The sequence below is a fragment of the Amycolatopsis sp. La24 genome (genome assembly GCF_029087445.1).
In the GTDB taxonomy this organism is placed as follows: domain Bacteria; phylum Actinomycetota; class Actinomycetes; order Mycobacteriales; family Pseudonocardiaceae; genus Amycolatopsis; species Amycolatopsis nivea.
Genome location: NZ_JARACH010000014.1, coordinates 1 through 17,341, shown reverse-complemented (window position 1 = coordinate 17,341; position 17,341 = coordinate 1). Strand labels below are relative to the sequence as shown.

Annotated in this window: 19 protein-coding genes; 13 read left to right on the top strand and 6 right to left on the bottom strand. The window is 68.4% G+C overall.

Annotated elements, in window-relative coordinates; all coding sequences use genetic code 11:
* Positions 1-102: 102 nt before the first annotated feature.
* Together PUT80_RS15985 and PUT80_RS15980 are read left to right on the top strand one after the other, a co-directional pair.
* Complete coding sequence (locus PUT80_RS15985) at positions 103-822, top strand: hypothetical protein (protein ID WP_238603671.1); 720 nt, start codon at positions 103-105, stop codon at positions 820-822.
* Positions 822-1,421, top strand: a complete 600-nt coding sequence (locus PUT80_RS15980) for a class F sortase (protein WP_037809225.1) — start codon at positions 822-824, stop codon at positions 1,419-1,421. Before PUT80_RS15985 ends, PUT80_RS15980 begins: the two co-directional genes overlap by 1 nt.
* Positions 1,422-1,526: 105 nt before the next feature.
* Here PUT80_RS15980 and PUT80_RS15975 read toward each other — a convergent pair whose 3' ends face one another.
* Entirely contained in the window at positions 1,527-2,264 is a 738-nt protein-coding gene (locus PUT80_RS15975; RefSeq protein ID WP_037809227.1) for a FadR/GntR family transcriptional regulator, read from the bottom strand.
* Between the two features lie 77 nt (positions 2,265-2,341).
* On the opposite strand from PUT80_RS15975, the gene PUT80_RS15970 reads away from it, so the two are divergent.
* The 8 genes from PUT80_RS15970 to PUT80_RS15935 are packed head-to-tail and all read left to right on the top strand — an operon-like array spanning position 2,342 to position 10,656.
* The gene (locus tag PUT80_RS15970) at positions 2,342-3,832 is read left to right on the top strand and encodes an ABC transporter substrate-binding protein (protein ID WP_275292543.1); all 1,491 of its coding nucleotides are present in this window, start codon (positions 2,342-2,344) and stop codon (positions 3,830-3,832) included.
* Positions 3,829-4,773, top strand: a complete 945-nt coding sequence (locus PUT80_RS15965) for an ABC transporter permease (protein WP_037809230.1) — start codon at positions 3,829-3,831, stop codon at positions 4,771-4,773. The genes PUT80_RS15970 and PUT80_RS15965 overlap by 4 nt, the downstream gene beginning before the upstream one ends.
* Positions 4,773-5,588 (top strand): ABC transporter permease, encoded by an 816-nt coding sequence (locus PUT80_RS15960; protein WP_043831301.1) that lies wholly within the window; start codon positions 4,773-4,775, stop codon positions 5,586-5,588. Before PUT80_RS15965 ends, PUT80_RS15960 begins: the two co-directional genes overlap by 1 nt.
* The gene (locus PUT80_RS15955; protein WP_275292538.1) at positions 5,585-6,319 is read left to right on the top strand and encodes an ABC transporter ATP-binding protein; all 735 of its coding nucleotides are present in this window, start codon (positions 5,585-5,587) and stop codon (positions 6,317-6,319) included. The genes PUT80_RS15960 and PUT80_RS15955 overlap by 4 nt, the downstream gene beginning before the upstream one ends.
* Positions 6,316-7,083 (top strand): ATP-binding cassette domain-containing protein, encoded by a 768-nt coding sequence (locus PUT80_RS15950; protein ID WP_275292536.1) that lies wholly within the window; start codon positions 6,316-6,318, stop codon positions 7,081-7,083. Before PUT80_RS15955 ends, PUT80_RS15950 begins: the two co-directional genes overlap by 4 nt.
* Positions 7,076-8,500 (top strand): aldehyde dehydrogenase family protein, encoded by a 1,425-nt coding sequence (locus PUT80_RS15945; protein WP_275292534.1) that lies wholly within the window; start codon positions 7,076-7,078, stop codon positions 8,498-8,500. The genes PUT80_RS15950 and PUT80_RS15945 overlap by 8 nt, the downstream gene beginning before the upstream one ends.
* Entirely contained in the window at positions 8,497-9,255 is a 759-nt protein-coding gene (locus PUT80_RS15940; RefSeq protein ID WP_037809250.1) for an SDR family oxidoreductase, read from the top strand. Before PUT80_RS15945 ends, PUT80_RS15940 begins: the two co-directional genes overlap by 4 nt.
* 15 nt (positions 9,256-9,270) lie before the next feature.
* Positions 9,271-10,656, top strand: a complete 1,386-nt coding sequence (locus tag PUT80_RS15935) for an amidase (protein WP_275292532.1) — start codon at positions 9,271-9,273, stop codon at positions 10,654-10,656.
* Between the two features lie 5 nt (positions 10,657-10,661).
* Here PUT80_RS15935 and PUT80_RS15930 read toward each other — a convergent pair whose 3' ends face one another.
* The 4 genes from PUT80_RS15930 to PUT80_RS15915 are packed head-to-tail and all read right to left on the bottom strand — an operon-like array spanning position 10,662 to position 14,411.
* Entirely contained in the window at positions 10,662-11,333 is a 672-nt protein-coding gene (locus PUT80_RS15930) for a DUF4276 family protein (RefSeq protein WP_037809254.1), read from the bottom strand.
* Positions 11,326-12,444 carry an AAA family ATPase gene (locus tag PUT80_RS15925; protein ID WP_275292530.1) on the bottom strand — a complete coding sequence of 373 codons (1,119 nt, stop codon included), beginning with the start codon at positions 12,442-12,444 and terminating at the stop codon, positions 11,326-11,328. The genes PUT80_RS15930 and PUT80_RS15925 overlap by 8 nt, the downstream gene beginning before the upstream one ends.
* Before the next feature lie 39 nt (positions 12,445-12,483).
* Positions 12,484-13,344, bottom strand: coding sequence for a CoA ester lyase (locus tag PUT80_RS15920; RefSeq protein ID WP_037809256.1), 861 nt, complete (start codon positions 13,342-13,344; stop codon positions 12,484-12,486).
* Complete coding sequence (locus PUT80_RS15915) at positions 13,341-14,411, bottom strand: CoA ester lyase (RefSeq protein ID WP_037809257.1); 1,071 nt, start codon at positions 14,409-14,411, stop codon at positions 13,341-13,343. Before PUT80_RS15915 ends, PUT80_RS15920 begins: the two co-directional genes overlap by 4 nt.
* Before the next feature lie 419 nt (positions 14,412-14,830).
* Between PUT80_RS15915 and PUT80_RS15910 the strand changes: the two genes are divergently transcribed.
* The 3 genes from PUT80_RS15910 to PUT80_RS15900 are packed head-to-tail and all read left to right on the top strand — an operon-like array spanning position 14,831 to position 17,129.
* The gene (locus PUT80_RS15910) at positions 14,831-15,493 is read left to right on the top strand and encodes a hypothetical protein (protein ID WP_037809258.1); all 663 of its coding nucleotides are present in this window, start codon (positions 14,831-14,833) and stop codon (positions 15,491-15,493) included.
* A gap of 41 nt (positions 15,494-15,534) precedes the next feature.
* Positions 15,535-16,185, top strand: a complete 651-nt coding sequence (locus PUT80_RS15905; RefSeq protein ID WP_134664582.1) for an SDR family oxidoreductase — start codon at positions 15,535-15,537, stop codon at positions 16,183-16,185.
* Positions 16,185-17,129, top strand: coding sequence for a ribose-phosphate pyrophosphokinase (locus PUT80_RS15900; protein ID WP_037809261.1), 945 nt, complete (start codon positions 16,185-16,187; stop codon positions 17,127-17,129). Before PUT80_RS15905 ends, PUT80_RS15900 begins: the two co-directional genes overlap by 1 nt.
* A gap of 12 nt (positions 17,130-17,141) precedes the next feature.
* Here PUT80_RS15900 and PUT80_RS15895 read toward each other — a convergent pair.
* Positions 17,142-17,341: D-arabinono-1,4-lactone oxidase (locus tag PUT80_RS15895; RefSeq protein ID WP_275292523.1), on the bottom strand; the 200-nt coding region annotated here is incomplete at its 5' end.

The window sequence follows — 17,341 nt, the reverse complement described above, 5'->3', positions numbered from 1 at the left end:
TCATTAATCACCAGCTAAAGAGTTACCCCTTTGGGCTGAATGTCGGCAGGATCAGCACGCGCGGTGGGGGTCATCGCGCTTTTCCTCAGAGGGGTAATCATCTTGAAGAAGACCCTGGGCAGACTCGCGGGCGCAGTGCTCGCGGGCGCCCTGATCAGCCTCACCGTCGTGCCTGCCGCGAACGCGGAGACCGCGCCGGAAACCTCGGCCTCGGCTCCGGCCACCTCGGGCGAGACGGCTCCCACCTCGGAGGCCCCGGCCAGCGAGACCGGCAAGCCGACCGAGACGAGCAAGCCGACCGAGACCGGCGCGCCGACGGAGACCGGCAAGCCGACCGAAACCGGTAAGCCGACTGAGACGGGCAAGCCGACCGAGACCGGCAAGCCGACTGACACCAGCAAGCCGACCACGCCGACCTCCTCGGAGACCTCCACTCCGGAGGAGCCGCCGTACGTCGACGACACCGGCTACGGCGTCGACCTCGACGAGAACCTCGGCGTCGTCGTGATCGCGTGCGCGGCGGGCGAGCCGACCGGCCTGCGCTCCAACGACTTCGACCTCCTCGAGGGCCCGCACCAGGACGAGACCGACGGTCGCTACTGGGAGTGGCTCGTCAAGCGCCACGACGGCGTCTCCTTCGACAGCGGCACCGTGCGCGCGGAGTGGACCTGCGGCGGCAAGCCGACCGACGGCGGCACGCTTCCCCCGGCGGGCGGCGCGGGCGCTGGTTCGGCCGGCACCACCGGCGGCCAGGGCGGCTCGCAGGTGAAGTACGCGCCGAAGCACGGCATCGAGACCGGCTTCGGGGGCATGGCCGCCTGATGACCAGGAAGTACGGGCAGGGCGTCGCTCTCGCGGGCGCTCTGCTCCTCTCCCTCTCGCTGAGCGCGTGCGGTGGTTCGGACGCCCCGGCGGCGCCCGCCGCGCAGGCTCCGGCCAGTGCGGCGGTTCCGGTGACCAAGCCGTTCACCGGACTGCGGCCGACCTCGGTCGAGATCCCGAAGATCGGCGCGAAATCGTCGCTGATCACCGTCCTGCCGAACAAGGACGGGCAGATTTCGGTGCCGTCGGTGAAGAACCCGATGCAGGCCGCGTGGTACCGGCTCTCGCCGGTGCCGGGCGACGTGGGCCCGGCGATCGTGCTCGGGCACGTCGACGGCAACCACAAGCCGGGCATCTTCTACAAGCTCAAGGACGTCAACCCGGGCGACGAGATCGACATCGAACGCAGCGACGGCAAGAAGCTGAAGTTCGTCGTGGACCACAAGGACCAGGTCCCCAAGGACACGTTCCCGACCCAGGCCGTCTTCGGCAACACGGACAAGCCGCAGCTGCGCCTCATCACCTGCGGCGGCGTGTTCGACCACGCCGAGCACAGCTACAAGGACAACATCGTGGTGTACGCGAACCTGGTCTCCTGACTCAGGTCCAGCGCCGCCCCAATGTGGCATTGGGTGCATCTGACGCACCGAACGCCACATTGGGTGCATGTGACGCACCCAATGCCACATTGGGGTGCTTGCGACTCAGGTCAGCAACGGGGTGAGCAGCGTTCGCTGTTCCTTCGGCACGTACTCCGAGTAGTTGTCATACAGCGCTTGCCGCGCCAGCCGCGCCGCCGACTCTCCGTCGGCGGCGCGGATCGCGTTCAGCACCTCTTCGTGGTGGCGCAGCCAGGAACGCATCAGCGTGCCGCGGTCGTTGGCGTGGCTGAGTTTGTCCTCGATCAATTCCAGCACGACGCCGCGGACCACTTCGCCGCTCACCACCAGCAGCGGATTTCGGGACACCCGGGCAATGACGTCGTGGAATGCGACGTCCGCGCGGCTGAATTCGGCGTATCCGTCCGCCTCCGCCATTCCTTCCAACGCGCCGTCGAGCGCGGTCAAATCCTCGGCGGTGCGCAGTTCCGCGGCCAGCAGGTGCGAGGAACCGTCGAGCACCATCCGGAATTGCAGCAGTTCCGCGAGTCCGACGTGTTCCGCGCGCGCCAGCCGGTGCATCGACCGGTGCAACGCGCCCGGGGACGCGGCCAGCACCTCGGGTCCGCGCGGATCGCCCGGTCGCGACCGGATCAGCTCGGCGGCCTGCAACACCCGCAGCGCCTCGCGCACGGTCGAGCGGCCGACGCCGAACTGCGTCATCAGCTCCCGTTCGCCGGGCAGCCGTTCGCCGGGCTTGAGGCGGCCGCTGACCACGGCCTCCTCGATCTGCTCGACGATCCGCTCGTAGGCGCGGACCGGAGCCACCGGTTCGAACTTCATCTTGACCTCGGTGTCTTCCGGATGCGAGTCTGCTGTCCGAGTTACTGGTCAGACCAGTGTACTGAGCAGGAGGCGGAATGAAAGCCCGGAGCACTGCGGCGGCACTGGCACTGCTGCTCGTGACGTCCGGCTGCTCGGCAGGCTCCAGCGCGAGTGTTTCCCCAGGTCCGGACACGCTTTCCGTCGGGTACACGGCGGAACCGGCCAACTTCGACTTCACTCATTCCGACGGCGTGGCCATCCCGCAGGCGCTGCTCTACAACGTCTACGAGGGCCTGGTGAAGCTCGATCCGCAGGGCCGGATCGTGCCGCTGCTCGCGAAGTCCTGGACGATCAGCCCGGACCGCAAGACCTACGACTTCCAGCTTCAGCAGGGCGTCAAGTTCAGCAACGGAGCGCCGTTCACCGCCGCCGACGTCCAGTTTTCGCTGATGCGGGTGAAGACCGACTGGACGATCTCGATCAAGTCGGCGATGGACGTCGTGGACCACGTCGAGGTCGTCGCGCCGGATCACGCACGCGTCGTGCTGGCGAAACCGAGCAACGGCTGGCTGTTCAGCCTCACCAGCAGGCTCGGCGCGATGTTCAGCCCGACCGGTGTCGCGGATCTGGCGAACCATCCGGTCGGGACCGGACCGTACGAGGTGGCCTCGCGTCGTCGCGGCGATTCCATTGTCCTGCGGGAGAATCCGCGGTACTGGGGGCGGAAACCGGCGTATCGCACGGTCGTGCTCGAGTACTTCGCCGATCCGACCGCGCTCAACAACGCCTTGCTGTCCAACGGGATCGACGTGATCTCCAACCTCACGTCGGCCGATTCGATCCCGCAGTTCCAGGGCGACGACCGGTTCACCGTGCAGCAGGGCACCACGAACAGCGAGGTCACGCTGGCGTTCAACGGCCGGCGCGCGCCGCTGAACGACGTGCGCGTCCGCCGCGCGCTCACCTACGCCATCGACCGGAAAGCCGTACTGGACCTCGTTTTCAGCGGTCGCGGCACGCTCATCGGCAGCATGGTCCCGCCCACTGACCCGTGGTACGAGGACCTGTCGAAGGTCTATTCCTACGACCCGGCGAAGGCGAAACAGCTGCTCGCCGAGGCGGGCGTGCACGATCTGAAGCTGCGGCTGCGGATTCCGAACCTGCCGTACGCGGTATCGGCGGCGCAGGTGGTGCAGTCGCAGCTGGCGGACGTCGGGGTCACCGCGACGATCGAACCGCTCGACTTCCCGGCGGTGTGGCTCAAGCAGGTCTTCACCGACCACGACTACGACCTGTCGATCATCCAGCACGTCGAAGCCCGCGACATCTCGACGTTCGGAAAACCCAAGTACTACTGGGGTTACGACAACAAACGCGTGCAGCAGTTGCTCGCCGCGGCGGACAGCGGCACCCCGCAGGAGCAGGTGAGCGACATGAAGGAGGTCGCGCGGCAGCTGAACGCCGACGCGGCCGCGGACTGGCTGTTCTTGTTCCCGAACGTCGTGGTCGCCAAGAAGAAGGTGACCGGGCTCGCGCGAAACCAGGTCAGCGAGTCCTTCGATCTGACCGGGGTGAGGCCGGCATGACCGCGCGCGTGCTGCGGCGGGTGGCCGTGTTCGCGGTGAGCCTGTTCGTGGCGTCCATTGTGGTGTTCCTGTTCATGGCGGTGCTGCCGGGCGATCCGGCGCAGGTCGCGCTCGGCGTGAACGCGACGCCCGAACTGCTCGCGAAGACCCGCGCCGAATTCGGCATCGACCGGCCGCTGGTCGAGCAGTACCTGAGCTGGATGGGCGGGGTGCTGCACGGCGACTTCGGCCGGTCCTACGTCACGCGCGAGGCGATCAGCCCGCAGTTGCTCGACCGGCTCGGCGTCACGTTGTGGCTGGTCGGCGCGGGAATGATCGTCGCGCTGGTGATCGCACTCCCGGCTGGCGCGTTCGCCGCGGTGCGGCACCGGAAAGCCAGCGGCGTCGCGGTTTCCGGGCTGTCGCAGGTCGGCGTGGCGATCCCGGCGTTCCTCGCGGGGATCATCCTGGTGCAGATTTTCGCCGTGCAGCTGCGGTGGCTGCCGAGCGGCGGATGGACGCCACCAGACCAGAACGCGGGCGAATTCCTGCGCGGCCTGATCCTTCCGGCGTTGTCGCTCGGTCTCGTGCAGGGCGCGGTGCTCACGCGCTACGTCCGCTCGGCGGTGCTCGATACGCTCGGCCAGGACTACCTCCGCACCGCCCGGTCCAAGGGACTCTTGCCTGGTCAGGCGCTGTTCCGGCACGGGTTGCGCAACGCGTCCGTCCCGGTGGTGACCGTGCTGGGCCTGCAGTTGACGACGCTGCTGATCGGCGCGGTCGTGGTGGAGCGAGTGTTCGTGTTGCCCGGGCTCGGCAGCATGCTGCTGGACGCGGTCGCGCAGCGCGATTTGCTGACCGTGCAAGGGATCGTGCTGGTGCTGGTGGCCGGGGTGCTGCTGGTGAACTTCGTGGTCGACGTGCTCTATTCGGTGCTCGACCCGAGACTGCGGGGGTCCTGATGCGCCGCAACGGAAATCTCCTGCTCGGCGGGATACTGGTCGCGCTCGTCGTGGTGGCCGCGCTGGTGTCGTTCGTCTGGACGCCGTACGACCCGGTGCAGGTCAACGCGGCGGACCGGCTGCTGGGCTTCTCGGCCGAGCACCTGTTCGGCACGGACAAATTCGGTCGTGACGTCTTCAGTCAGATCCTCGTCGGCGCGCGAACGACGTTGTACGTCGGCGTCGTCGCGGTCGGCATCGCCGCGGTGATCGGCACGCCGCTGGGCGTGCTGGCGGCGATGGCCCCGCGGTGGCTCGGCGAGTTCGTGATGCGGGTGAACGACCTGGTGCTCGCGTTTCCCGCGCTGCTGCTGGCGATCATGTTCGGCGCGGTGTTCGGCGCGGACACGCTCACCGCGATGGTCGCCATCGGCATCGCGACCATCCCGTCGTTCGCCCGGATCGCGCGGTCGGGCTCGCTGCAGGTGATGAGCAGCGAATACGTGCTCGCGGCGCGGGCGGGCGGCCGGTCGCGGACGCGGATCGCCTGGTCGCACGTAATGCCGAACATCGGCGGGCTGCTGATCGTGCAGGCGTCAGTGTCGTTCGCGATCGCGGTGCTGGCCGAAGCGGCGTTGTCGTTCCTCGGTTTCGGCACGCGGCCGCCGACGCCGTCGTGGGGCCGGATGCTGCAGGAATCGCAGGAGCTGCTCACCGCGCATCCGCGGCTGGCGCTCGTGCCCGGTGTCGCGATCGCGGTGGCAGTGCTCGGTTTCAACCTTCTCGGCGACGGTCTGCGCGACCGTCTCGACCCCCGATTGGCGGCGCGGGTATGACGCTGACCGTGGAGAACCTGCAGGTCTCGGACCTGGTGCGCGGGATTTCGTTCGAGCTGGGCGCGGGCGAACGGGTCGGGCTGATCGGCGAATCCGGGTCCGGGAAATCGCTCACCGCGCTGTCCGTGCTGGGCCTGCTGCCGGAAGGATTGTCGGCCACCGGTTCGGTACGGCTGGACGATCGCGAGCTGCTCGGCGCGTCCGAGAAGGAGCTCTCCCGGTTGCGCGGCAACGGGATGGCGATGGTGTTCCAGGAGCCGATGACGGCGCTGAACCCGGCGATGCGGATCGGACGGCAGGTCACCGAGCCGTTCCGGGTGCACGGCCGTCGCGGGCGTCCGGCGGAGGAACTGCTGGCCGCGGTCGGATTGCCGGACGTTGCGCGGGCGTATCCGCATCAGCTGTCCGGCGGGCAGCGGCAGCGGGTGGTGCTGGCGATCGCGCTGGCCAACGACCCGGCGCTGCTGATCTGCGACGAGCCGACCACCGCGCTGGACGTCACGGTGCAGGCGCAGATCCTCGGCCTGATTCGCGAGCGGCTGTCGGCGGAGAGTTCGCTGCTGTTCATCACGCACGATCTGGCGGTGGTGGCGCAGATGTGCGACCGGGTGCTGGTGATGCTCGACGGGTCCATTGTGGAGCATGGCTCGACGCGGGAGGTTTTGACCGCGCCTCAGCATTCTTATACGCAGCGGTTGCTCGCGGCTTCCGATCTGGAGGGGGCGCGATGATCTCCGTACGGGATTTGGAACGGCGGTATGCGCGGCGGGACGTGCATGCGTTGCGCGGCGTGAGTTTCGACGTTTCCGCTGGTGAACGGTTCGGGATTGTCGGCGAATCGGGGTCCGGGAAGTCCACGCTGGTGCGGTTGCTGGCCGCGTTGGACCGGCCGACCGCGGGCTCGGTGTCGTTCCAGGGGAAGCGGATCGACTCGCTGCCCGAACGGAAACTGCGGTTCCTGCGCAGCGAAATGCAGATCGTGTTCCAGGATCCGATGGGCTCGCTCGATCCGCGGATGCGCGTGCGGGACATCGTGTCCGAACCGCTCGGCCGCCGGTCGCCGGAGCGTGTCGCGGAACTGCTGACCGCGGTCGGGCTGCCCGAGGACGCGGCGATGCGGTACCCGCACCAGTTCTCCGGCGGGCAACGGCAACGGATTTCGATCGCCCGCGCGCTCGCGCCGAACCCGAGCGTGCTGATCGCGGACGAACCGGTGAGCGCGCTGGACGTTTCGGTGCGCGCGCAGATCCTGGACCTGCTGGCCCGGCTGGTCGAAGAGTTCTCGCTGACGTTGATTTTCGTCTCGCACGACCTCGGCGTGGTGCGGCACGTGTGCGATCGCGTCGCGGTGATGCGGCGCGGCGAGATCGTGGAAATCGGTGCGGTCGAGCAGGTTTACGCCGCTCCGGAGCACGAGTACACCCGGGAACTGCTGGCCGCCGCGCCGAATCTGCGGACCGAGCTGGCCCGGTTGAAGGGAGAAACGGATGCCTGACTACCCGGACGGCCTGCCGGTCGGTCCCGGCTGGGTGTCCACAGTGGATACTGCGGACGTCGTGTTTCCCTACGACGGCAGCGTGATCGGCACCGCGCCGGTCGGCACTGCCGCGCTGGCTTCGCGTGCTGTCGACGAAGCGGTGGCAGTGGCTCGCGAAGTCGCTTCGCTGCCTTCACGGACTCGCCGCACCTTGCTGAACGACGTGGCTTCGGCCGTGCGCGAGCGTCGGGCAGAGTTCGAGCAGCTGCTCGTGTTGGAGACCGGAAAACCGCTGGTCGACTGCCAGGTTGAGGTCGCGCGGACGATCGTCACCTGGGAGGCCGCGGCCGAGGAAGTGTCTCGGCTGCACGGCGAAACTGTGCCGCTCGACCTGCTGCCGTCCGGCGACGGACTGGTCGGGTTCTGGAAGCGCAAGCCGATCGGGGTGGTCGTCGGCATCGCCGGGTTCAACTACCCGCTGCTGCTCGCGTCGCACAAGATCGCTCCGGCGATTGCGGCGGCTTGTCCGGTGGTCGTGAAACCGGCGCCGCAAACCCCGCTGGCGACGCTGTGGCTGGTGCACCTGGTCCGCTCGCTAACCGATCTTCCCGCGATGGTCCAGCTGGTCACCGGAGACGCTTCGGTCGGATCGGCGCTGGTCACGGACCGACGGATCGGCGCGGTGTCCTTCACCGGCTCGGCCGCCGTCGGCCACCAGATCGCCCGCGACGCCGCGCCGACGAAGACCCTGCTGGAGCTGGGCTCGAACGCCGCACTGGTGGTCGCCGAGGACGCCGACCTCGACGCGGCCGCGGACGCCGTGCTGCGCGGCGGGTTCTACGCGTCCGGACAAGCCTGTATTTCCATACAGCGCGTGCTGGCGGTGTCTTCCGTAGCTGAAGAATTCACCTCCAGAGTGCTTGCGCGGCTTGGTGAAGTGACCGTTGGCGACCCGCGCTCCCCGGACACGAGAGTGTCCGCGCTGATCGACGAACGCTCGACCGCCCGGGTCGCCGAGTGGGTCGACAAAGCGACCGCGGCGGGCGCCCGGCTGCTGGCGGGCGGTTCGGTGCGCGACGGCGTGCTGGAGCCGACGGTGCTCGCGGACGTCCCGGACGGCGTCGAATGCTGGGACGAGGAGATCTTCGGACCAGTCGTCTGCCTGCGCACAGTGTCCGATGTGGACGAAGCCTTCGCCGCGGTCAACGCGTCGCGGTACGGCTTGCACGCGAGCGTGTACAGCCGCTCGCTGAAGACCGCGTTCCGTGCGCTGGACGAGCTGGAGGTCGGCGGGGTAGTGGTGAACGAGGTGCCGGGTTTCCGGTCCGACACGATGCCGTACGGCGGGGTCAAGGATTCCGGGATAGGCCGCGAGGGGCCGCGATTCGCCGTCGAAGAGCTGACCGTGACCAGGATGGCGGTGCTGCGCCCGTGAACTACGCCGAACTGTTCCGCATGGACGGCCGCCGCGCCGTCGTGCTCGGCGCGGGCAGCGGGATCGGCCGCGAAGCCGCCCGAGCCTTGGCCGCGCACGGCGCGTCGGTGATCTGCGCGGATCGGGACGTCGCCGCCGCGCGGGAGACCGGCGTCGGCGAAGCGTACGAGATCGACCTGCTCGCCCCTGGTGCCGTCGAAGCCGCCGCTGCTGAACTGGGTCCACTGGACGCTGTCGTGCTGACCGCAGCTACCAACGTTCGGAAACGCCTTCTCGACTACACCCGCGAAGAGTTCGACCGCGTGGTGGAACTGAACCTGGGCGTCGCCTTCGAGGTGTTGCGCGCGTTCGGCGCCCCGATGGTCGAGCAGGGCCGGGGAAGCATCATCGGCTTCTCCTCAATCCGCGGCACCACCGTCGAACCAGGCCAAGGCCCGTACGCAGCGACGAAGGGCGGCTTAGTGCAACTGTTCCGTACAGCGGCCGCTGAGTTCGGACCGTCCGGCGTACGCGTCAACGCCATCGCCCCTGGCGTTGTCGAGACGCCCTTGACCGCACAGATCAAAGCGCGCCCCGACTGGTACGACGCCTACGCCCAGAAAGGCGCCCTCGGCCGCTGGGCGCGCGCGGACGAACTGGCCGGCGCCGTCGTGTACCTCGCTTCGGACGCTTCGACCTTCGTCACCGGCTCCGTCCTGGCCGTCGACGGCGGCTGGACCGCAGTCGACGGCCGTTTTGACCCACCCGCTTCGTGAATCGGAGGTTCCGCGATGACCGAATTGGCTGACCTGACCGCTAACGAGCTGGTAGCCGGGTACCGCGCGCAGACGTTCTCGCCCGTCGAAGTCACCGAAGCCGTCCTCGCGCGCATCGATGCTCGCGAACCCGAACTGCGTGCCCTGTACGCGTACGACGCCGCTTCAGCGCGCGAAGCAGCGAAGGCGTCCGAAGCCCGCTGGCACGCCGGTGAGCCTTCCGGTCCCATCGACGGCGTCCCTCTGACGCTGAAGGAAAACATCGCCTCCGTCGGCGTCCCCACACCCCTAGGCACTGCTGCCACGGCCTTGAAGCCCGCCGCTGCAGACGCCCCCGCCGCAGCCCGCGTACGCGAGTCGGGCGCAGTACTGCTGGCAAAGACGACCATGCCCGACTACGGCATGCTCACCTCAGGCCTCTCGAGCTTCCACGCCGCTTCGCGCAACCCGTGGGACGTCACACGCACCCCCGGCGGCTCCAGCGCCGGCGCCGCCTCCGCAGCCGCCGCGGGCTACGGCCCCTTGCACGTAGGCACCGACATCGGCGGCTCGATCCGCCTCCCCGCCGGTTGGTGCGGCTTGGTCGGCCTGAAACCCAGCTTCGGCCGCGTCCCGGTGGACCCGCCCTTCCTAGGCCGCGTCGCCGGGCCCCTGACCAGGACCGTCGCCGACACCGCCCTGCTGATGAGCGTCCTGGCCCAACCCGACTCGCGAGACCACCTGAGCCTGCCGCCCGAGCCCATCGACTGGCTTTCCCTGACGGGTTCGCTAAACGGTCTCCGCGTCGGCCTGCACCTCGACCCCGGCGTCGGCCTCCCGGTAACCCCAGCTGTCGCCGACGCGGTCACCGCAGCCGCCGATGTGTTCGCCTCCGCCGGTGCGATCGTGGAACCGGTCGCCCCGTTCCTGACCCGCGAACACCTGAACGGCCTGGACACCTTCTGGCGAGTCCGCGCCTGGTCGGACCTGGCCGCGCTGTCGGAGGAACAGCGTGCGCAAGTCCTGCCGTACATCGCGGAGTGGGCAGCCGGGGGAGCGAATGCGTCCGGTGTGGACACTTACCGAGGTTTCGCCGCCATCGACGCGATCAGCGTGGCAGCCCTGCGAGCGACGGAACCGTACGACGTCGTGCTGTCGCCGACCTGCCCCGTCCTGCCCCCGCCCGCCGACTGGCCATCCCCGACAAACGACCCGACGCGGCCGTTCGAGCACATCGCTTTCACCGTGCCGTACAACATGTCCGGCCAGCCCGCGGTGTCAGTGAACTGCGGCTATACGACGGAGGGCTTGCCGATCGGGCTGCAGATCGCGGGACGCCGGTTCGCGGACCTGGAGGTCCTGCGGGTCGCGGCGGAGTTCGAGAAGCTGCGCGGGGAACAGCGTCCTTGGCCGGTCAGTTGACCCGGCTAGCGTTTCGCCTGCTCCTCGAGTTTGGTTAACCACGCCTTGAAACGCGGGCACTTGCCTTTCAAACCGACTACGCCAAGATCGGCGATCGCCAGCGGTCCTTCGATCACCTTCTGGTAGCCCGCACAGTACTGGAGGAGGCGTTTGGAAGGTGCTGTCTTCGCTCCTCCATTGATCAGTTCCGGGCCTCCGGCGGCGTCGCAGTCCGCGCGGAGACGCTCGGCCAATTCCGGCTCGCCTCTCAGCTCGCTGAGCTGATCAGCAGCCGCGAAAACCCACGATTCGAGTTCGTGCAAGACCAGATTCGGGAGAAAGCGGCGGTCGGGGATGGCCGCCGCGATCTCGTGCTCAACGTGTTCCACCTGGAGTTCCGCCGAACCAGCCGGACGATCGGAGACTCCAGGTGCGTCGGAGGGAAATCCGTAGAAATCGAAGATCGTGGTCAGCGTGGTGAGGGACTTCTGCCCAAGCAGGTGCTGGATCTCCCGGCGGATCTTCGCCCAGGAAGAAACGCCGCCGCGGTGGGTAACCGACGAGGTCTGTGTTCGCACGACCGACACGGTTACGGTTGCCCAGCCGGCCTCCCGCAAATGGTCGACCAGGAGTTCCTGCGCGACTGTCAGTTCCGACTGCCCTTCGACCAACAGGTGAAGGCGTTTGGGGTCAGTCATTCAGGACGCTGCCCCTCGAACCGGGCTGTCCTCCGATGAGGTTCTTCTCCCACAGTTCACCAAGCGAGTAATCCTCGAGCCAGGTCCGCAGCGCGTCGGGATTCGGCTTCCCGAAGGAAGAACTGCCGTCGTGTTGTTCGACCACGATGAGGTCGTCGACAGTGAACTGGTTCATGAGCGTGACCGATTGAGTGGCGATCAGCACCTGGCTGTGCGCCGCCGCTCGCCGAAGCATGTCCGCCAGCACGACGATCGCGTAAGGGTGCAGGCCAAGTTCCGGCTCGTCCAGGACGACCAGGCCGGGCAGCTGCGGCTGCATCAGCAAGGTGGCCAGGCAGACGAACCGCAAAGTGCCGTCGGACATCTGTTCGGCGGAGAAGACCCCGTCGAGGTCTTTGTGGATCCAGCGGAGCCGGACGCGGTCGGTTCCGTATTCGTCGTCGAGGACGAAGTCCTTGAAGAAGGGCGCGACCAGCCGGACTGTGCTGGTGATCCGGCGGTAAGCCGCTTTGTCCTCCGGCCGGTCGCTCCGTCGCAGCCTCAGGAGAACGGGCGCGAGGTTGGCGGCGTCGTCTCGCAGCGCGAGGTTGTCCGCTGTCGGGGCTTGACGTTTGACTGGCGCGTCCCGGCTCGTGTCGTCGAAGTGATAGACCCGGCAGCCCTTGAGCACGGTGTGAATGAGTTCAGCGGCCTCGTCGTGCTCGTCTATCGCTTGTTCTAGGCGCGATTCGCGGTGCCCTTGACCGAGCTCTCGTCGGTACGGCGATTCAGGAGTCGCGCTGCTGATCTCCTCGAGATCGAAGATCAGTTCGTCGTTGGCCGCGGGCACGAGCCGGATGCGGTATTTCGCTGGTGACAGATCGAGGGCCAGTCCAATGCTGGACAGGGCGCTTCCCTTGTAGCCCATTTCGGCGGCCCCGCCGTGGAGACCGACGTACAACCCGAGGTCGCCGTCGACAACGCTGCTCAGCAGACCCAGCGCCTGGATGAAGTTGCTCTTGCCCGCGCCGTTCGCGCCGACCAGCACATTCATGCTGCCGAGAGGCACACGTGCCGAACGGATCGAGGTGAACCCCTCGATGGTGATCGCGCTGAGCGAGTGCCGAGCCATGCGCACACTGTACGGCCGGGCCCCGGCACCCGGCCCGCGTTACTGCGCCCCGATCGCCTCCGCCAACGCCAGCACCCGCCGCGCGTTCTCCACATGCAGGTTCTCGATCATCCGCCCATCCACCGTCACCACGCCGCGTCCCGCAGCCGAAGCCTCCTCGAACGCCGCGATGATCCGTCGTGACCGGTCGATTTCTTCCTCCGACGGAGCGAAGACCCGGTTGCACGGCTCCACCTGCGAAGGATGGATCAACGTCTTCCCGTCGAACCCGTACTGCCGCCCCTGCAAGCACTCCGCCTCGAAGCCCTCAGCGTCCTTGACGTCGTTGTAAACCCCGTCCAGGATCACCTTCCCGGTCGCCCGCGCGGCGAGCAGGCACAGCGAAAGCCCGCCCAGCAACGGACCCCGGCCCGGTACGAACTCCGCGTGCAGTTCCTTCGCCAGGTCGTTCGTGCCCATCACCAGCACGGTCAACCGTTCCGACGCTCCCGCGATCTCCTCCGCGTGCAGCATCGCGACCGGCGTCTCCACCATCGCCCAGATCTTCGTGTGCTCCGGTGCTCCGCCAAGCTCCAGCGCGCGCTCGATGTTGTGCACCTCAGCCGCCGAGTTCACCTTCGGCACCACCACCGCGGCGGGGCCGGCGGCAGCGGCGGCGCGCAGGTCGGCGTCGTGCCATTCGGTGTCCAGGCCGTTGACTCGGATCGTCACTTCGCGCGAGCCGTAAGTGCCAACAGCGGCGCACACCCGCTCCCGCGCGGCTTCCTTCGCATCGGGGGCGACGGCGTCTTCCAAGTCCAGGATCAACGCATCCGCAGGCAGAGACTTGGCCTTCTCCAGCGCGCGTTCGTTCGCACCGGGCATGTACAGCACGGACCGCCGCGGGCGGAGTTCGGTCATGACTGGATCTCCTTCGTCGCGGCGTCGTACGCGGCGGCCAGTTCGGGGTCGGTGGCGGCCAGTTCGTCAGCCAGTTCCACGACCACCCGGCACTGCTTGACCGAGGCGTCGTCCTGCATTTTCCCGTCGATCATCACCGCGCCGGTGCCGTCGCCCATCTCGGCGATCACGCGCCGGGCCCAGGCCACGTCGGCGGGGGACGGCGAGAAAACCTTCTTCGCGATGTCGATCTGCACCGGGTGCAGGCTCCACGCGCCGACGCAGCCGAGCAGGAACGCGTTGCGGAACTGGTCCTCGCAGGCCACCACGTCGCGGATGTCCCCGAACGGCCCGTAGTACGGAAGGATTCCGTTCATCGCGCACGCGTCGACCATCCGCGCGACCGTGTAGTGCCACAGGTCCTGCTGATACGTCGAGCGGCCTTCGTTCAGGTCCTCGCCGACCGGGTCGGTGCGCACCAGGTAACCCGGGTGGCCGCCGCCGACGCGGGTCGTCTTCATCCGGCGGCTCGCGGCCAGGTCGGCCGGGCCCAGCGAGATGCCCTGCATGCGCGGCGAGGCGCCGGCGATCTCCTCGACGTTCGCCACGCCGCTCGCCGTCTCCAGGATCGCGTGCACCAGCAGCGGTTCGGTCAGCCCGGCCCGCGCTTCCAGTTGCGCCAGCAACCGGTCGACGTAATGAATGTCCTGCGCGCCTTCGACCTTCGGGATCATGATCACGTCGAGCTTGTCGCCGATCTCGGTGACCAGCGTGATCAGGTCGTCGAGCACCCACGGCGAGTCGAGGCTGTTCACCCGCGTCCACAGCTGCGTGCGGCCGAAGTCCGTCGCCTTCGCGATCGACACCAGCCCGGCGCGGGCGGCTTCCTTGCGGTCCGCGCGGACCGCGTCCTCGAGGTTGCCGAGCAGCACGTCGGTCTTCTTCGCGAGGTCGGGGACCTTCGCGGCCATCTTTTCGTTGCCCGGATCGAAAAAGTGGATCATGCGCGACGGGCGCACCGGGATCTGCCGCGGCGGTTGCGGCGCTCCGACGGCGAGCGGGGCGAAGAAGTCCTTCGGCGAGCGCATCCTGGTCCTCCCGGCGGGTACTTGACCGACGGGTAACCCTAAACCGGAGACGCGAACCCCCGCTGCGGCGAAGCTCACCCGCCAACCGGGTGACGCCCGTGACCAGCGGAAGTCCACTGTGGAACCGCGTTGATTAGGCCGATCGGAGTAAGGAACTGCGCCGCTTGCCCTGCCCCGCGAGGGGTGGCGCGACACCCGGCGGAAGCGCTCCGTGCCCACCACTCACCCCCGTCTCACTCGGTTGGCCGCACGGTCGGGCTGAAGTCGAACGACCGCCCACCGACCGGTCACCGACCGCTGAGCGCCGCCGATCGCACGCGGCGGGGCAACCCGGAGACCTCGCGTCTTTGCCCTGGTACTCAGTTCATGTACCGGTTTTCGCCGGTCATGAGGAACAGGTGCTTGAAGGAGGCGGACTCGTGGCGGCTACCCCACAGAACACCGAGCGCTCGACGGTCGCCGGCGGTGCGAAGCGCAGCCGGACGACGGCGAGCCGGGTGCTGCCGCCGATCGAGCTCCCCGCGAGCGTCGACGAGCTGGCGCGCAAGGCCGCGGCCCTTCTGGGCTGGAACGGCGTGGTGCTGCCCGCGACGACCCTGCTCGGCCGCAAGGTCAGCATCGTCGCGAAGCTCAAGACCGACGTGCACGCGGAGCGGATCGCGATGGGTGTCGGTCCCGTCGCCGATCGCGCCCTCGTCGACACCTGGACCTGGCCAGAGCTGGCCGCGACCGCACCCGCGCCGGCCGCCGAGATCATCGGCGTCCTCGCGGTCGCCCGGCACTGGCGGACCGCGATGGCCTCCGCGGTGCCCTTTTCGCGCTACGGCGAGGCCGCGATGGTGCTCCCATCGCCTGCCGTGCTGACCGATGACTACGTGACGAACTGCCTGCCGCGCGCCCGCGCGTACGGGCTCGCGGTCGTCACCGCCGACCCGTACGCCACCGCCGACCTCGACCTCGACACCCACCACGACCGGGTGCTGCTGCAGGAGGACCCGGTTTCGCGCTGGGTCAACGAGATGGCCTACGACCTGCTGCTGCGCGAGGACTCCGACGCCCCGGTCCCCGCCGAGGCGGACTGAAGCACCGGCCTCGGGCCGCGCGCGGCGATAGAGTCGGGCTCATGCGAGTCGTCATTGCTGGCGGACACGGCCAGATCGCCCTGCACCTGGAAAAGCTGCTCGCGCAGCGGCACGACGCGCCGGTCGGCATCGTGCGCAACCCCGAGCACGAAGCCGACCTCACCGCCGTCGGCGCCGAGACTGTCGTGCTCGACCTCGAAAAGTCCGATGTGGACGCTGTCGCCAACGTGCTCGAGGGTGCGGACGCCGCGGTGTTCGCCGCCGGGGCCGGCCCGGGCAGCGGCGAAGGCCGCAAGGACACCGTCGACCGCGGCGCGGCAGTGCTGTTCGCCGACGCCGCGCAGCGGGCGGGCGTCCGCCGGTTCATCCAGGTCGGCTCGATCAATGCGGACAAGGCGGACGACCCCGGCTTCGAACCGGTTTTCGCCGCCTACCTGCGGGCCAAGCGCGCCGCCGAGGAGGACCTCAAGGCCCGCGACCTCGACTGGACGATCCTGCGCCCCGGCCGCCTGACCAACGATTCCGGCACCGGTCAGGTGAAGATCGCGGAGAAGGTCGGCGGCGGGGAGATCCCGCGCGAGGACGTCGCCGCGGTGCTGCTGGCGCTGCTCGACACTCCGGCGACGGCCCGGCGCACGCTGGAGCTGGTCTCCGGCGACGCTTCCATCGCCGACGCGCTGTCCCGGATCTGATGCGCGACATCGCGGTTTTCAGCGGCAGCGCACACCCCGAACTCGCCGCGGAAATCTGCGTCAACCTGGGCGTTCCGCTGCTTCCGGTGGAGATCGACCGGTTCGCCAACGACTGCCTCCAGGTCCAGCTCCAGGCCAACTGCCGCGAGCGGGACGTCTTCCTGATCCAGCCGCTGGTCAAACCGGTGCAGGAGAACCTGGTCGAGCTGCTGTTGATGCTCGACGCGGCCCGAGGCGCCTCGGCCGCGCGCACCACCGTGGTGATGCCGCACTATTCGTACGCGCGCTCGGACAAGAAGGACGCGCCGCGGATCTCCATCGGCGGCAGGCTGGTCGCCGATCTGATGGTCACCGCGGGCGCGAACCGCGTGCTCACCATGACCCTGCACTCGCCGCAGGTGCACGGGTTCTTCAGCGTGCCGGTCGACCATCTGCACGCGCTGCACGAGCTGGCCCAGTACTTCCGGCAGTACGACCTCTCCGAAACCACGGTCGTGTCGCCGGATTTGGGCAACGCCAAGGAAGCCGCGCATTTCGCCCGGCTGCTCGGCGCCAAGGTCGCGGCGGGCGCGAAACAGCGGTTCGCCGACGACCGCGTCGAGATCACGTCGGTGATCGGCGAGATCGCCGGACGCGACATCATCGTGCTGGACGACGAGATCGCCCGCGGCAGCACGGTGCTGGAACTGCTGGACCGGCTGCGTGAGATGGGCGCGCGGTCGATCCGGGTGGCCTGCACGCACGGGCTGTTCGCCGACGGCGCGCTCAAGCGGATCGGCGGCCAGGAGGACGTCCTGGAGATCGTCTGCACGAACACCGTGCCGGTGCCCGCCGAGGAACGCACGGAGAAATTGCGGATCCTGTCCATCGCCCCGGCGCTGGCCGAGGCGATGCGGCGAATCCACAATGGAGAGTCGGTCAGTTCGCTGTTCGAGCCGAACTGATCCCCGGGCTGATCAGACGCTGCCGAGTACCCGGTCGAGATAGGTGTTGGTGAACGTCCCGGCCGGGTCGCACTCCTTGCGGATCCGCAGGAAATCGTCGAAGTGCGGGTAGCGGGTGCGCAGCACGGACGCGTCGAGGTCGTGCATTTTGCCCCAGTGCGGCCGTCCGCCGACCTGGCCCACGACGTTCTCGAACGCGGTGAAGTACTCGC

Bases quoted from the DNA above. Each gene is read 5' to 3' on its own strand.
- PUT80_RS15945 (WP_275292534.1), top strand. From the start codon at position 7,076: ATGCCTGACTACCCGGACGGCCTGCCGGTCGGTCCCGGCTGGGTGTCC.
- PUT80_RS15935 (WP_275292532.1), top strand. From the start codon at position 9,271: ATGACCGAATTGGCTGACCTGACCGCTAACGAGCTGGTAGCCGGGTAC.
- PUT80_RS15965 (WP_037809230.1), top strand. From the start codon at position 3,829: ATGACCGCGCGCGTGCTGCGGCGGGTGGCCGTGTTCGCGGTGAGCCTG.
- PUT80_RS15975 (WP_037809227.1), bottom strand. From the start codon at position 2,264: ATGAAGTTCGAACCGGTGGCTCCGGTCCGCGCCTACGAGCGGATCGTC.
- PUT80_RS15920 (WP_037809256.1), bottom strand. From the start codon at position 13,344: ATGACCGAACTCCGCCCGCGGCGGTCCGTGCTGTACATGCCCGGTGCG.
- PUT80_RS15900 (WP_037809261.1), top strand. From the start codon at position 16,185: ATGCGCGACATCGCGGTTTTCAGCGGCAGCGCACACCCCGAACTCGCC.
- PUT80_RS15970 (WP_275292543.1), top strand. From the start codon at position 2,342: ATGAAAGCCCGGAGCACTGCGGCGGCACTGGCACTGCTGCTCGTGACG.
- PUT80_RS15950 (WP_275292536.1), top strand. From the start codon at position 6,316: ATGATCTCCGTACGGGATTTGGAACGGCGGTATGCGCGGCGGGACGTG.
- PUT80_RS15980 (WP_037809225.1), top strand. From the start codon at position 822: ATGACCAGGAAGTACGGGCAGGGCGTCGCTCTCGCGGGCGCTCTGCTC.
- PUT80_RS15955 (WP_275292538.1), top strand. From the start codon at position 5,585: ATGACGCTGACCGTGGAGAACCTGCAGGTCTCGGACCTGGTGCGCGGG.
- PUT80_RS15960 (WP_043831301.1), top strand. From the start codon at position 4,773: ATGCGCCGCAACGGAAATCTCCTGCTCGGCGGGATACTGGTCGCGCTC.
- PUT80_RS15905 (WP_134664582.1), top strand. From the start codon at position 15,535: ATGCGAGTCGTCATTGCTGGCGGACACGGCCAGATCGCCCTGCACCTG.
- PUT80_RS15925 (WP_275292530.1), bottom strand. From the start codon at position 12,444: ATGGCTCGGCACTCGCTCAGCGCGATCACCATCGAGGGGTTCACCTCG.
- PUT80_RS15915 (WP_037809257.1), bottom strand. From the start codon at position 14,411: ATGCGCTCGCCGAAGGACTTCTTCGCCCCGCTCGCCGTCGGAGCGCCG.
- PUT80_RS15930 (WP_037809254.1), bottom strand. From the start codon at position 11,333: ATGACTGACCCCAAACGCCTTCACCTGTTGGTCGAAGGGCAGTCGGAA.